General features: G+C 67.2%; 11 protein-coding genes. 9 read left to right on the top strand and 2 right to left on the bottom strand.

What is annotated here, in order from left to right; all coding sequences use genetic code 11:
• The first annotated feature begins 62 nt into the window (after window positions 1–62).
• Window positions 63–1,163: a glycine-betaine demethylase subunit GbcB gene (gbcB, locus tag BM198_RS01805; RefSeq protein WP_044409158.1), complete on the top strand. Its 1,101-nt coding sequence runs from the start codon at window positions 63–65 to the stop codon at window positions 1,161–1,163.
• A 718-nt stretch (window positions 1,164–1,881) separates the two neighbouring features.
• On the opposite strand, the gene BM198_RS01810 is transcribed toward gbcB, so the two are convergent.
• Window positions 1,882–2,925 carry a threonine aldolase family protein gene (locus tag BM198_RS01810; protein ID WP_044409155.1) on the bottom strand — a complete coding sequence of 348 codons (1,044 nt, stop codon included), beginning with the start codon at window positions 2,923–2,925 and terminating at the stop codon, window positions 1,882–1,884.
• A 215-nt stretch (window positions 2,926–3,140) separates the two neighbouring features.
• On the opposite strand from BM198_RS01810, the gene BM198_RS01815 reads away from it, so the two are divergent.
• Window positions 3,141–3,440, top strand: coding sequence for a hypothetical protein (locus BM198_RS01815; RefSeq protein WP_044409151.1), 300 nt, complete (start codon window positions 3,141–3,143; stop codon window positions 3,438–3,440).
• Window positions 3,441–3,624: 184 nt separating this feature from the next.
• On the opposite strand, the gene BM198_RS01820 is transcribed toward BM198_RS01815, so the two are convergent.
• Entirely contained in the window at window positions 3,625–3,930 is a 306-nt protein-coding gene (locus BM198_RS01820; protein ID WP_074967321.1) for an NIPSNAP family protein, read from the bottom strand.
• 728 nt (window positions 3,931–4,658) lie between these two features.
• On the opposite strand from BM198_RS01820, the gene glyA reads away from it, so the two are divergent.
• The 7 genes from glyA (at window position 4,659) to fdhA (ending at window position 13,510) form a co-directional block, all read left to right on the top strand.
• Window positions 4,659–5,912 (top strand): serine hydroxymethyltransferase, encoded by a 1,254-nt coding sequence (glyA, locus tag BM198_RS01825; RefSeq protein WP_069559108.1) that lies wholly within the window; start codon window positions 4,659–4,661, stop codon window positions 5,910–5,912.
• Window positions 5,913–5,927: 15 nt separating this feature from the next.
• Window positions 5,928–7,178, top strand: a complete 1,251-nt coding sequence (locus BM198_RS01830; RefSeq protein ID WP_074967323.1) for a sarcosine oxidase subunit beta family protein — start codon at window positions 5,928–5,930, stop codon at window positions 7,176–7,178.
• An 11-nt stretch (window positions 7,179–7,189) separates the two neighbouring features.
• The gene (locus tag BM198_RS01835; protein WP_044409140.1) at window positions 7,190–7,516 is read left to right on the top strand and encodes a sarcosine oxidase subunit delta; all 327 of its coding nucleotides are present in this window, start codon (window positions 7,190–7,192) and stop codon (window positions 7,514–7,516) included.
• A complete protein-coding gene (locus BM198_RS01840; protein ID WP_074967325.1) occupies window positions 7,513–10,533 on the top strand; it encodes a sarcosine oxidase subunit alpha in 3,021 nt (1,006 codons plus the stop codon). Before BM198_RS01835 ends, BM198_RS01840 begins: the two co-directional genes overlap by 4 nt.
• Window positions 10,526–11,155: a sarcosine oxidase subunit gamma gene (locus tag BM198_RS01845; protein WP_074967327.1), complete on the top strand. Its 630-nt coding sequence runs from the start codon at window positions 10,526–10,528 to the stop codon at window positions 11,153–11,155. The genes BM198_RS01840 and BM198_RS01845 overlap by 8 nt, the downstream gene beginning before the upstream one ends.
• Window positions 11,156–11,266: 111 nt before the next feature.
• Complete coding sequence (gene purU / locus BM198_RS01850) at window positions 11,267–12,124, top strand: formyltetrahydrofolate deformylase (protein ID WP_044409131.1); 858 nt, start codon at window positions 11,267–11,269, stop codon at window positions 12,122–12,124.
• A gap of 186 nt (window positions 12,125–12,310) precedes the next feature.
• Window positions 12,311–13,510, top strand: coding sequence for a formaldehyde dehydrogenase, glutathione-independent (gene fdhA, locus BM198_RS01855; RefSeq protein WP_044409128.1), 1,200 nt, complete (start codon window positions 12,311–12,313; stop codon window positions 13,508–13,510).
• Window positions 13,511–13,621 lie beyond the last annotated feature (111 nt).

Consider the following 13,621-nt stretch of genomic DNA (forward strand, 5'->3'; position numbering starts at 1 on the left):
TGGGGATTTGCGTTCAGCAGAATCCGATCAAAGGCGCCGATCCACGGCGCGCGGAGATGCGTATGAGCAACAGCTTCCTGAACCCGGTGAACACCCAGACCTGGACCAACGGCCGCCACCTGGTGCGCTGCGTGAAGACCGTCCAGGAAACCTGGGACGTCCGCACCTTCTGCTTCATGGCCGACCAGCCGATCCTGTTCTTCTTCAAGCCCGGCCAGTTCGTCACCCTGGAGCTGGAGATCGACGGGCAGCCGATCATGCGTTCGTACACCATCTCCAGCACGCCCTCGGTGCCCTACAGCTTCTCCATCACCATCAAGCGCGTGCCGGGCGGCAAGGTCTCCAACTGGCTGCACGACAACCTCAAGGAAGGCGATGTCCTCCCCGTGCACGGCCCGGTGGGGCTGTTCAACGCCATCGACCACCCCGCCGACAAGGTGCTCTACCTCTCCGGCGGCGTCGGCATCACCCCGGTGATGTCCATGGCCCGCTGGTTCTTCGACACCAATGCCAACGTCGACATGGTCTTCGTCCACAGCGCCCGCACGCCGAAGGACATCATCTACCACCGCGAACTGCGCCACATGGCCTCGCGGATCGCCAACTTCAAGCTGCACCTGGTGGTCGAGCGCTACGACGCCGGAGAGACCTGGTCCGGCTACCGGGGCTACCTCAACGAAGCGATGCTGCACCTGATCGCCCCCGACTTCATGGAACGGGAGATCTTCTGCTGCGGCCCCACCCCCTACATGAGCGCGGTGAAGCGCCTGCTGCAGGCCAAGGGCTTCGACATGGCGCGCTACCACGAAGAGGCCTTCGGCCCGACGCCCCCCGAGGTGCGCGAAGAGGTCAAGGAACTGGCCGCCGAGGCTGCCGAGGCCGCGCCCGTGCCGGCCGCCGACCAGCACCTGGTGGAATTCAGCAGCACCGGCAAGAGCATCCGCGTCGCTCCGGGCGAGACCGTGCATTCCGCCGCCGCCAAGCTCGGCCTGCATATCCCCAAGGCCTGCGGCATGGGCATCTGTGGCACCTGCAAGGTGATGAAGACCGCCGGTGAGGTGGAGATGGAGCACAACGGCGGCATCACGGACGAAGACGTCGCTGAGGGCTACATCCTCTCCTGCTGCAGCGTGCCCAAGGGCGACGTCTGCATCGACTACTGAGTCCCCAGGCATCGGCCTGTACGGAAAACGACCAGGGCCTGCAAAGCCACGCCGGGCGCGGCACAGCGGGTTTCGCGAACAGCTTGTCCACAGGCTGGTCCACGGTATCTGTGGATCGGCCTCGTACCCTCGGGCCTCGCACGGCAAGGCTTCCAGCCGCTTGAAGTTCCACGGGAGCGGGCTGTTCAGGATTTGATCAGCGCGCTGAAGGCCTTGCCAGCCATGGGCTGCAGCCATCTATCCACAGGTCGGCCACAGCCTCCTGCACAGTGGATGTGCATAGTCACCCCATCGGCACCACCTTCCCGCTCGCCGGCTGACCTCCAGCCCAGGCAGCGCGGGCGCCGTGGCGTTCGAGCAGGGATGAAAAGGTTGTCCACAGGCTTGCCCACCGTTACCGGGGAAAACCTGGGGCCGACGCCCCGTGGAACATCCAGAACCCGGCTGGAGCATCCAGTCATTTCGCGGCCTTCAGGCCTGGATGAAAAATGAGCGATCGGCTGTGCGCCACGTCTGGCAAAGGGTGTGGCGATCTATCCACAGGCAGTCGACAGGCCGGTGCACAGCAGCTGTGCATGAATGTACGGCAAGTGGCTGAAATAGAACGAAAAACAGGCGGGAGGCCAGGGCCGTTGCGGCGCCTGGCCTGGCGGGAGAGCTCCACGGCTTGTCCACAGGTTGATGCACCGTAATCGGGGACAAGTCGCGGAGCGGGGCTTCAGCCCTGGGCCATGGCAGCGCGGATGTCGGCGGCCAGTTCGCGTACCCGGGCTTCCTCGGTGTCCCAGGAGCACATGAAGCGAGCGCCACCGGCACCGATGAAGGTGTAGAAACGCCAGTTGCGCGCCCGCAGGTACTCCAGCGCCGCCTCGGACATCTGCAGGAACACCCCGTTGGCTTCCACCGGGAACATCAGGCTCACCCCCGGCACGTCCGCCACCAGCTCTGCCAGCAGCTGCGCGCAGCCGTTGGCGTGCTGTGCGTAGCGCATCCAGGCGTCGTCCTGCAGCAGGCCCACCCAGGGCGCCGAGAGGAAGCGCATCTTCGAGGCCAGTTGCCCGGCCTGCTTGCAGCGGTAGTCGAAGTCCTCGGCCAGGTCATGGTTGAAGAACAGGATCGCCTCGCCCACTGCCATGCCGTTCTTGGTACCGCCGAAGCACAGCACGTCGACGCCGGCCTTCCAGGTCAGCTCCGCCGGGGTGCAGCCGAGGAAGGCACAGGCGTTGGAGAAGCGCGCGCCGTCCATGTGCAGGCGCAGGCCCAGCTCCTTGCACACCGCGCTGATGGCGCGGACTTCCTCCGGGCGATAGACGGTGCCCACTTCGGTGGACTGGGTCAGCGTCACCACGCGGGGTTTCGGGTAGTGGATGTCCTGGCGCTTGAGGGCGATCTCGCGCACCGCATCGGGCGTCAACTTGCCTTGCTCGGTGCGGGCCAGCAGCAGCTTGGAACCGTTGGAGAAGAACTCCGGCGCGCCGCATTCGTCGGTCTCGACGTGGGCCGTCTCCGAGCAGATCACGCTGTGGTAGCTCTGGCACATCGAGGCCAGAGCCAGGGAGTTGGCCGCCGTGCCGTTGAAGGCGAAGAACACCTCGCAGTCGGTCTCGAACAGGCGGCGGAAGTGATCGGCGGCGCGCGCCGTCCAGCTGTCCTCGCCGTAGGCGCGCTCATGGCCCTGGTTGGCCTGGGCCATGGCGGCCCACACTTCCGGGCAGATGCCGGAGTAGTTGTCGCTGGCGAATTGCTGGGTCTTGTCGGTCATCGAAGGGTCCTTTCGGTGTGCCGCCCCGTGCGTAGGCGGCCGATGGGATGTAAGTTAACGCCAGCTTGGATGCACGGAAACGTGCTCAGGCGACATCTGTTTCCACCCAGGCGCTGTCCGGGCGCCTTCAGGAACTCCGAGCGGGCTTTGCGGCTCACAACAGAACCGCACCTGCCACGGGGCCGGACCCTGCCATCACCTGAGGAGTGTCACCGATGCGCTACACCCACCTGCTTGCCGTTGCCGCCACCCTTTCCGTCAGTCTGTCGGCCGCCGCCGCCCAATGGGGGCCGGGCGAGCGCGAGCGTTTCGTCCAGGACTGCGCCGCCGGCGCCCAGGCCCAGGTGGCCGGGGACAAGCTGCAGAAATACTGCGGCTGTGCTGCCGACAAGGTCGGTGCCGAGTTCAGCCAGGCCGAGCTGGACGAGCTGAAGAACCAGACCACCCCGCTGCCCAAGCCCACCCACGAGCGCCTGATCAAGGTCACCAACCAGTGCCTGGCGCACCTCAACTGACCCCATCCTCCGGGCCTGGCCGCTGGCCGGGCCCTCTCCCCGTGTTCCGTATCCGCATTCCCGCGTAGAAAACCGACACGTCGCCCCTCGGGCGCTGTGTCTGCACGCGTCCGCTGTGCCTGTGGGTATCAGGGGCGGGCGGCGCTGGCGAACCGGAGGTGGCGCCAGGCCGCAGGGGGAGGGGTCATTCGAAGACGGGGCGGAAGAAGCTGCGCTCGTAGCTGAGGATGCAGCGGGTCTGCTCCGCGTAGGCGAAGGCCGCCTGGCAGTCGGCGTCCTGCATCGACTGGGCGCGGTAGGTCTCGTAGGCGGCCAGGCTGGGGAAGGTGAACATCGCCATGGCGACGTTGTTGGCGCCCTCGGACGGCAGGAAGTAGCCATGGTGCTGGCCGCCGAACTTCTCCACCAGCGGAATCCACAGGCGCCCGTAGTGCTCGAACTCGGCGAGCTTGTAGGGATCGATGATGTAGCGCAGGTAGCAGGTGACCATGGGGCGTCCTTTTCATTGGGCGATTGCCTGGGAGCCGGCACGCTAGCCAGTGCCCGGGCGGCTTGTCCAGCACGCCGGCATCCACAGCCTGTCCGGACCACTGTGCTGCGCTGTGGGCAAGTGGGGGATTGGACAACCTTTCCGCAAACCCTCAAAGGCCTCGCCAGGCGTGGGTCATGACGATCTATCCACAGGCTGCGAACAGGGCCGTGCACAGTTTCTGTGGGCAAGCGCCGGCTGCAACCCGCTGATGCTGCTCAAGAAATGTACGCAGCCCGGGAAGCCTTGCCATGTCTGGTGCGGCGCCAGCGCTCTACAGGTTATCCACAGGGTGCTCCACGCTTTATGGGGATCACCCACCCACGCGTGTTCATCCATCGCCTCTCCGTCGCGCCGGCGGCCATGTCCCGTGGCGTCATCTACTGTTCCCATCGCGTCGTCGCTTTTGGCAAAGACGGCGCTGCCTGGCGGCGCCGCTCCCTGTCGCCCCGGAGGCAGGGTGGCCGCTGAAAGCGCCGTGTCGCGGGTCGGGTCGTTTGAGCATTTGGACGTCGTAAACAGGCAAGTCACCCCCCAGGCGTTTTCGCACAATCGGTCGCAACAGGCCCGGTCAGGCCGGAGATTCCGGCGCTGGCGCCCCCGGTGGAAACACCGGTGGGCGCTTGCCGCGATGGCTTCCGACCAGCCCCCCAAACCCCGTGCGACAGCCGCACCGCAGGAGATCAGCGATGTTCAGCAAGCAAGACCGAATCCAGGGCTACGACGACGAACTGTTCAGCGCGATGCAGGAAGAAGCGCACCGACAGGAAGACCACATCGAGCTGATCGCCTCCGAGAACTACACCAGCCAGCGGGTGATGGAAGCCCAGGGCAGCGGCCTGACCAACAAGTACGCCGAAGGCTACCCGGGCAAGCGCTACTACGGCGGTTGCGAATTCGTCGACAAGGTGGAGCAGCTGGCCATCGACCGCGCCAAGGAGCTGTTCGGCGCCGACTACGCCAACGTCCAGCCGCACTCCGGCTCCTCCGCCAACAGCGCCGTCTACCTGGCCCTGCTCAATGCTGGCGACACCCTGCTGGGCATGAGCCTGGCCCACGGCGGCCACCTCACCCACGGCGCCAAGGTGTCCTCCTCCGGCAAGCTGTACAACGCCGTGCAGTACGGCCTGGACCCGGCCACCGGCCTGATCGACTACGACGAAGTCGAGCGCCTGGCCGTGGAGCACAAGCCGAAGATGATCGTCGCCGGCTTCTCCGCCTACTCCAAGACCCTCGACTTCCCGCGCTTCCGCGCCATCGCCGACAAGGTCGGGGCGTTGCTGTTCGTCGACATGGCCCACGTCGCCGGCCTGGTGGCCGCCGGCCTGTACCCGAACCCGCTGCCCTACGCCGACGTGGTCACCACCACCACCCACAAGACCCTGCGCGGCCCGCGCGGTGGCCTGATCCTCGCGCGCAAGAACGAAGAGATCGAGAAGAAGCTCAACTCCGCTGTGTTCCCCGGCGCCCAGGGCGGCCCGCTGATGCACGTCATCGCCGCCAAGGCCGTGTGCTTCAAGGAAGCGCTGGAGCCCGGCTTCAAGACCTACCAGGCCCAGGTCATCAAGAACGCCCAGGCCATGGCCAAGGTGTTCATCGAGCGTGGCTACGACGTGGTCTCCGGCGGCACCGACAACCACCTGTTCCTGGTCAGCCTGATCAAGCAGGGCCTGACCGGCAAGGACGCCGACGCCGCCCTTGGCCGCGCCGGCATCACCGTGAACAAGAACGCCGTGCCCAACGACCCGCAGTCGCCCTTCGTCACCTCCGGCGTGCGCATCGGCACCCCGGCCATCACCACCCGCGGCTTCAAGGAAGCCCAGTCCACCGAACTCGCCGGCTGGATCTGCGACATCCTCGACCACCTCGGCGACGCCGACGTGGAAGCCCAGGTGGCCCGGCAGGTGGCGGCGCTCTGCGCCGACTTCCCCGTCTACCGCTGATCCAGGAGTCCGAGCATGCAACGTTATTCCGGCTTCGGCCTGTTCAAGCACTCCCTGAGCCACCACGAGAACTGGCAGCGCATGTGGCGCAACCCCACGCCCAAGCCGGTCTATGACGTGATCGTGGTGGGCGGCGGTGGCCATGGCCTGGCCACGGCCTACTACCTGGCCAAGGAATTCGGCGTGAAGAACGTCGCGGTGGTGGAGAAGGGCTGGCTGGGCGGCGGCAACACCGCGCGCAACACCACCATCGTCCGCTCCAACTACCTGTGGGACGAGGCGGCGCACCTCTACGAACACGCCATGAAGCTGTGGGAAGGCCTGTCCCAGGACCTGAACTACAACGTGATGTTCTCCCAGCGTGGCGTCTACAACCTCTGCCACACCCTGCAGGACATGCGTGACGCCGAGCGCCGCGTCAGTGCCAACCGCCTCAACGGCGTGGACGGCGAACTGCTCAACGCCCGCCAGGTGGCCGAGGAGATCCCCTACCTGGACTGCAGCAAGAACACCCGCTACCCGATCCTCGGCTCCACCGTGCAGCGCCGGGGCGGCGTGGCCCGCCACGACGCCGTGGCCTGGGGCTTCGCCCGCGCCGCCGACGCCCTGGGCGTCGACCTGCTGCAGAACACCGAGGTGATCGGCTTCCGCAAGCAGGACGGCGCGGTCATCGGGGTCGAGACCAACCGCGGCTTCATCGGTGCCAAGCGCGTCGGCGTGGTCACCGCCGGCAACTCCGGGCACATGGCCAAGCTCGCCGGCTTTCGCCTGCCGCTGGAATCCCACCCGCTGCAGGCCCTGGTGTCCGAGCCGATCAAGCCGATCATCCACAGCGTGATCATGTCCAACGCCGTGCACGGCTACATCAGCCAGTCCGACAAGGGCGACCTGGTCATCGGCGCCGGCATCGACGGCTACAACGGCTACGGCCAGCGCGGCTCCTACCCGACCATCGAGCACACCCTGCAGGCCATCGTCGAGATGTTCCCGGTGCTGTCGCGCGTACGCATGAACCGCCAGTGGGGCGGCATCGTCGACACCACCCCCGACGCCTGCCCGATCATCGCCAAGACGCCGGTGAAGAACCTGTTCTTCAACTGCGGCTGGGGCACCGGCGGCTTCAAGGCCACCCCCGGCTCGGGCAACGTCTTCGCCGCCAGCCTGGCCACCGGCGAGATGCACCCGCTGGCCAAGCCCTTCTCCATCGAACGTTTCCACAACGGCGCACTGATCGACGAGCACGGCGCCGCTGCCGTGGCTCACTAAGGAGACCCGCCATGCTGCACATCTTCTGTCCCCACTGCGGCGAGCTGCGCTCCGAAGAGGAATTCCACGCCAAGGGCCAGGCGCACATCCCGCGCCCGCTGGACCCGGGCGCCTGCACCGACGAGGAGTGGGGCGACTACATGTTCTTCCGCGACAACCCCCGTGGCCTGCACCACGAGCTGTGGGTGCACGCGGCCGGATGCCGTCGCTACTTCAACGTCACCCGCCACACCGTGACCTACGAAATCCTCGAAACCTACAAGATCGGTGAGAAGCCCAGCATCACCGAAGCCACCACCGGCGAGAAGAAAGCAGCGCCTGCAGGAGTAACGGCATGAGCCAGGTCAACCGCCTTCCCAAGGGGGGCCGCGTCGAGCGTGGCCAGCCCCTGACCTTCACCTTCAACGGCCAGAACTACCAGGGCTACGCCGGCGACACCCTCGCCTCGGCCCTGCTGGCCAACGGCGTGGACGTCGTCGGTCGCTCCTTCAAGTATTCCCGCCCGCGCGGCATCGTCGCCGCCGGTGCCGAAGAGCCCAATGCCATCCTCCAGCTGGGCTCCACCGAACAGGCCCAGGTGCCGAACATCCGCGCCACCCAGCAGGCCCTGTACGGCGGCCTGGTGGCCAGCAGCACCAACGGCTGGCCGAGCGTCAACACCGACCTGATGGGCATCCTCGGCAAGGTCGGCGGCGGCATGATGCCGCCCGGGTTCTACTACAAGACCTTCATGTACCCGCAGAACCTGTGGCTGACCTACGAGAAGTACATCCGCAAGGCCGCCGGCCTGGGCCGTTCGCCCACCGAAGTGGACCCGGACATCTACGACCACCTCAACCAGCACTGCGACGTGCTGGTGGTCGGTGCCGGCCCCGCCGGCCTGGCTGCCGCCCTGGCGGCCGGTCGTAGCGGCGCCCGCGTGATCCTCGCCGACGAGCAGGAAGAGTTCGGCGGCAGCCTGCTGGACACCCGCGAAACCCTGGACGGCAAGCCCGCCGCCGAGTGGGTCGCCAAGGCCCTGGCCGAACTGGCCAGCCTGCCGGAGGTGACCCTGCTGCCGCGCGCCACGGTGAACGGCTACCACGACCACAACTTCCTCACCATCCACCAGCGCCTCACCGACCACCTGGGTGAAGTCGCCCCCCGTGGCCAGGCGCGCCACCGCGTCCACCGCGTGCGCGCCAAGCGCGTGGTGCTGGCCGCCGGCGCCCACGAGCGGCCGCTGGTGTATGCCAACAACGACGTCCCCGGCAACATGCTGGCCGGAGCCGTCTCCACCTACGTCAACCGCTACGGCGTGGCCCCCGGCCGCGAACTGGTGCTGTCCACCAACAACGACTACGCCTACCGCGTGGTGCTGGACTGGCTGGACGCCGGGCAGAAAGTGGTCGCCGTCGCCGACGCCCGCAGCAACCCGCGCGGCGCCTGGGTCGAGGAAGCCCGCGCCCGTGGCGTGCGCATCCTCACCGGCAGCGCCGTGGTCGAGTGCCGTGGCAGCAAGCGCGTCACCGGTGCCCGCATCTGCGCCATCGACGTCAAGGGCCACCGCGTCACCAGCCCCGGCGAAGTGGTGGACTGCGACCTGATCGTCAGCTCCGGCGGCTACAGCCCCGTGGTGCACCTGGCCTCCCACCTGGGCGGCAAGCCCACCTGGCGTGAAGACATCCTGGCCTTCGTGCCCAGCGAGGGCGGCTTCCAGAAGCGCCTGTGCGCCGGTGCCGTGAACGGCGTCTTCGGCCTCGGCGACGTCCTCGCCGACGGCTACGAGGCCGGTGCCAAGGCCGCTGCCGAAGCCGGCTTCAAGCCGGTGGAAGGCGTCGTGCCCAAGGCCGCCATCCGTCACGAGGAGCCCACCCTGGCGCTGTTCCAGGTGCCCCACGACAAGTCCACCGCCCGCGCGCCGAAGCAGTTCGTCGACCTGCAGAACGACGTCACCGCCGCCGGCATCGAGCTGGCCACCCGCGAGGGCTTCGAATCGGTCGAGCACGTCAAGCGCTACACCGCGCTGGGCTTCGGCACCGACCAGGGCAAGCTGGGCAACATCAACGGCCTGGCCATCGCCGCCCGTTCGATGGGCATCAGCGTCGCCGAGATGGGCACCACCATGTTCCGCCCGAACTACACCCCGGTGACCTTCGGCGCCGTGGCCGGGCGTCACTGCGGCCACCTGTTCGATCCCAAGCGCTACACCGCCATGCACAGCTGGCACCTGGCCCAGGGCGCCGAGTTCGAGGACGTCGGCCAGTGGAAGCGCCCCTGGTACTTCCCGAAGAACGGCGAGGACCTGCACGCCGCCGTGGCCCGCGAATGCAAGGCCGTGCGCGAGAGCGTGGGCATCCTCGATGCCTCCACCCTCGGCAAGATCGACATCCAGGGCCCGGACGCCCGTGAGTTCCTCAACCGCGTCTACACCAACGCCTGGACCAAGCTGGACGTGGGCAAGGCCCGCTACGGCCTGATGTGCAAGGAAGACGGCATGGTCTTCGACGACGGCGTCACCGCCTGCGTCGGCGACAACCACTTCATCATGACCACCACCACCGGCGGCGCCGCCCGCGTCATGGAGTGGCTGGAGCTGTACCACCAGACCGAGTGGCCGGAGATGAAGGTGTACTTCACCTCGGTCACCGACCACTGGGCCACCATGACCCTGTCCGGCCCCAACAGCCGCAAGCTGCTGGCCGAGGTCACCGACATCGACCTGGACAAGGACGCCTTCCCCTTCATGAGCTGGAAGGAAGGCAAGGTGGGGGGCGTACCGGCGCGGGTGTTCCGCATCTCCTTCACCGGCGAGCTGTCCTATGAAGTGAACGTGCAGGCCGACTACGCCCTGGGCGTGTGGAAGCAGCTGATCGAGGCCGGCAAGAAGTACAACCTGACCCCCTACGGCACCGAGACCATGCACGTGCTGCGGGCCGAGAAGGGTTTCATCATCGTCGGCCAGGACACCGACGGCTCGGTCACCCCGGACGACCTGGGCATGGGCTGGTGCGTCGGCCGCAACAAGCCGTTCTCCTGGATCGGCTGGCGCGGCATGAATCGCGAGGACTGCCTGCGCGAGGACCGCAAGCAACTGGTGGGCCTCAAGCCGCTGGACCCGAACAAGGTCCTGCCGGAAGGCGCGCAGCTGGTGTTCGATCCCAAGCAGTCCATCCCGATGAAGATGGTCGGCCACGTCACCTCCAGCTACATGAGCGCCAGCCTGGGCCATTCCTTCGCCCTGGCCGTGGTCAAGGGCGGCCTCAAGCGCATGGGCGAGCGGGTCTTCGCCCCTCTGGCCGATGGCAGCGTGATCGAAGCCGAAATCTGCAGCTCCGTGTTCTATGACCCGAAAGGGGATCGCCAGAATGTCTAACGTCAACGTCTACGAACAACGCCCGGGCAACATCCAGGGCGAGTCGCCCCTGCACCACGCCGGCCTCGACGAGCTGGCGCGCAAGGGCAAGGCCAGCGCCGGTGTCGTGCTGCGCGAGAAGAAGCTGCTGGGTCACCTGGTGATCCGTGGCGAAGCCAGCGACCCGGTCTTCGCCGGCGGCGTGCACAAGGCCCTGGGCCTGGAGCTGCCGGTGGCGCTGACCCTGGTGGCCAACGGCGACACCTCGCTGCAGTGGCTGGGCCCGGACGAGTGGCTGCTGATCGTCCCCGGTGGCCAGGAGTTCGCCACCGAGCAACGCCTGCGCGAGGCGCTGGACGGCCAGCACATCGCCGTGGTCAACGTCAGCGGCGGCCAGACCCTGCTGGAATTGAGCGGGCCGAAGGTGCGCGAGCTGCTGATGAAGTCCACCTCCTACGACGTGCACCCGAGCAACTTCCCGGTGGGCAAGGCGGTGGGCACCCACTTCGCCAAGGCCACGGCGGTGATCCGCCACACCGGCGAGGACACCTGGGAACTGGTGGTGCGCCGCAGCTTCTCCGACTACCTCTGGCTCTGGCTGCAGGACGCCAGCGCCGAGTACGGGCTGGCGATCAAGGCGTGAGATGGAGGGTGGACGGCGCCGTTGCCGCCCACCCGCAGGCCAGCGCAGGTGGAGGGGTGAAGCGTCCTCCCCCCTGCGCCCCCTGACAGCACGGATTACCGAGGCCCCGACATGAGCCGCACCCCCGATACCTGGATCCTCACCGCCCACTGCCCCAGCGTGCTCGGCACGGTGGACGCGGTGACCGGCTACCTGTTCGAGCAGCGCTGCTACGTCACCGAGCACCATTCGTTCGATGACCGGTTGTCCGCGCGCTTCTTCATCCGCGTCGAGTTCCGCCAGCCCGACGGCTTCGACGAGGCCGCCTTCCGTGCCGGCCTGGCCGCCCGCGTGGCGCCCTTCGACATGCAGGTGGAGCTGACCCCGCCGGGCTACCGGGCCAAGGTGGTGATCATGGTCTCCAAGGCCGATCACTGCCTGCATGACCTGCTCTACCGCCAGCGCATCGGCCAACTGGCGATGGACGTGATGGCCGTGGTGTCCAACCACCCCGACCTGGAGCCGCTGGCCCGCTGGCACGGCATCCCCTATCACCACTTCCCCCTCGACCCCAACGACAAGCCCGCCCAGGAACGGCGCGTGCTGCAGGTGATCGAGGACACCGGTGCCGAGCTGGTGGTGCTCGCCCGCTACATGCAGGTGCTGTCGCCCGAGCTGTGCCGGCGCCTGGATGGCTGGGCCATCAACATCCACCACTCCCTGCTGCCCGGCTTCAAGGGCGCCAAGCCCTACCACCAGGCCTACCAGAAGGGGGTCAAGCTGGTGGGCGCCACGGCCCACTACATCAACAACGACCTGGACGAGGGCCCGATCATCACCCAGGGGGTCGAACCGGTGGACCATGCCCACTACCCCGAGGACCTGGTGGCCAAGGGGCGTGACATCGAATGCCTGACCCTGGCCAAGGCGGTGGGCTACCACATCGAGCGCCGCGTGTTCCTCAACGCCAACCGCACTGTGGTGCTCTGAACCAGCAGACGTGGTCGGGCCTCGGCCCGGGCGCGTGCCAGACCCCGGATGTGCGTCCGGCTACAGATTTCGGCAGCCGCCCTGCCAGTTCCACCCGGCGGCTCCGGCAACAGACACAAGCTCCAGTACAAGGCCGCGTGGCCCAGGCCGCGCCTTTGTATCCACAACAACAAAGGAGATTCATGCATGTCTGGTAATCGTGGTGTCGTTTATCTCGGAGCGGGCAAGGTCGAAGTGCAGAAGATCGACTACCCGAAGATGCAGGACCCCCGTGGCAGGAAGATCGAGCACGGCGTGATCCTGAAGGTCGTCTCCACCAACATCTGCGGCTCGGACCAGCACATGGTGCGCGGCCGTACCACCGCCCAGGTCGGCCTGGTGCTCGGCCACGAAATCACCGGCGAGGTGGTGGAGAAGGGCAGCGACGTCGAGAACCTGAAGATCGGTGACCTGGTGTCCGTGCCCTTCAACGTCGCCTGCGGCCGTTGCCGCTCCTGCAAGGAGATGCACACCGGCGTCTGCCTGACCGTCAACCCGGCCCGCGCCGGCGGTGCCTATGGCTACGTCGACATGGGCGACTGGACCGGTGGCCAGGCCGAGTACGTGCTGGTGCCCTACGCCGACTTCAACCTGCTGAAGCTGCCCGAGCGCGACAAGGCGATGGAGAAGATCCGCGACCTGACCTGCCTCTCCGACATCCTGCCCACCGGCTACCACGGCGCCGTCACCGCCGGCGTCGGTCCGGGCTCCACCGTCTACGTGGCCGGTGCCGGCCCGGTGGGCCTCGCCGCTGCCGCCTCCGCCCGCCTGCTGGGCGCGGCCGTGGTCATCGTCGGTGACGTCAACCCGGTGCGCCTGGCCCACGCCAAGGCCGTCGGTTTCGAGATCGCCGACCTGTCCAAGGACACTCCGCTGCACGAGCAGATCGCCGACCTGCTGGGCGAGCCGGAAGTGGATTGCGCCGTCGACGCCGTGGGCTTCGAAGCCCGTGGCCACGGCCATGCCGGTGCCCAGCACGAAGCCCCGGCCACCGTGCTCAACTCGCTGATGCAGGTCACCCGTGTGGCCGGCAAGATCGGTATTCCCGGCCTCTACGTCACCGAAGACCCGGGCGCCGTGGACGCCGCCGCCAAGATCGGCAGCCTGAGCATCCGTTTCGGCCTCGGCTGGGCCAAGTCCCACAGCTTCCACACCGGCCAGACCCCGGTGATGAAATACAACCGCCAGCTCATGCAGGCCATCATGTGGGACCGCATCAACATCGCCGAAGTGGTGGGCGTGCAGGTCATCAGCCTGGATGACGCGCCCCGTGGCTACGGCGAGTTCGATGCCGGCGTGCCGAAGAAATTCGTCATCGACCCGCACAAGACCTTCAGCGCCGCCTGAGGCCTGAGCCGCAACCCCTGGTGCTGCGTTCTACCGGCGCAGTACCTGTCCTTCGAGGAGCCATGACGGCTCCTCTTTTTTATGGGCGGCTGACAGGAGGGCGCCCGGGCG

Origin of the sequence: Metapseudomonas otitidis (assembly GCF_900111835.1) — a bacterium.
GTDB classification, from domain to species: Bacteria; Pseudomonadota; Gammaproteobacteria; order Pseudomonadales; family Pseudomonadaceae; genus Metapseudomonas; species Metapseudomonas otitidis.

What these genes read in the sequence shown, in the direction of transcription:
- gbcB (WP_044409158.1), top strand. Translation starts at nt 63, where the DNA reads ATGAGCAACAGCTTCCTGAACCCGGTGAACACCCAGACCTGGACCAAC.
- BM198_RS01810 (WP_044409155.1), bottom strand. Translation starts at nt 2,925, where the DNA reads ATGACCGACAAGACCCAGCAATTCGCCAGCGACAACTACTCCGGCATC.
- BM198_RS01815 (WP_044409151.1), top strand. Translation starts at nt 3,141, where the DNA reads ATGCGCTACACCCACCTGCTTGCCGTTGCCGCCACCCTTTCCGTCAGT.
- BM198_RS01820 (WP_074967321.1), bottom strand. Translation starts at nt 3,930, where the DNA reads ATGGTCACCTGCTACCTGCGCTACATCATCGATCCCTACAAGCTCGCC.
- glyA (WP_069559108.1), top strand. Translation starts at nt 4,659, where the DNA reads ATGTTCAGCAAGCAAGACCGAATCCAGGGCTACGACGACGAACTGTTC.
- BM198_RS01830 (WP_074967323.1), top strand. Translation starts at nt 5,928, where the DNA reads ATGCAACGTTATTCCGGCTTCGGCCTGTTCAAGCACTCCCTGAGCCAC.
- BM198_RS01835 (WP_044409140.1), top strand. Translation starts at nt 7,190, where the DNA reads ATGCTGCACATCTTCTGTCCCCACTGCGGCGAGCTGCGCTCCGAAGAG.
- BM198_RS01840 (WP_074967325.1), top strand. Translation starts at nt 7,513, where the DNA reads ATGAGCCAGGTCAACCGCCTTCCCAAGGGGGGCCGCGTCGAGCGTGGC.
- BM198_RS01845 (WP_074967327.1), top strand. Translation starts at nt 10,526, where the DNA reads ATGTCTAACGTCAACGTCTACGAACAACGCCCGGGCAACATCCAGGGC.
- purU (WP_044409131.1), top strand. Translation starts at nt 11,267, where the DNA reads ATGAGCCGCACCCCCGATACCTGGATCCTCACCGCCCACTGCCCCAGC.
- fdhA (WP_044409128.1), top strand. Translation starts at nt 12,311, where the DNA reads ATGTCTGGTAATCGTGGTGTCGTTTATCTCGGAGCGGGCAAGGTCGAA.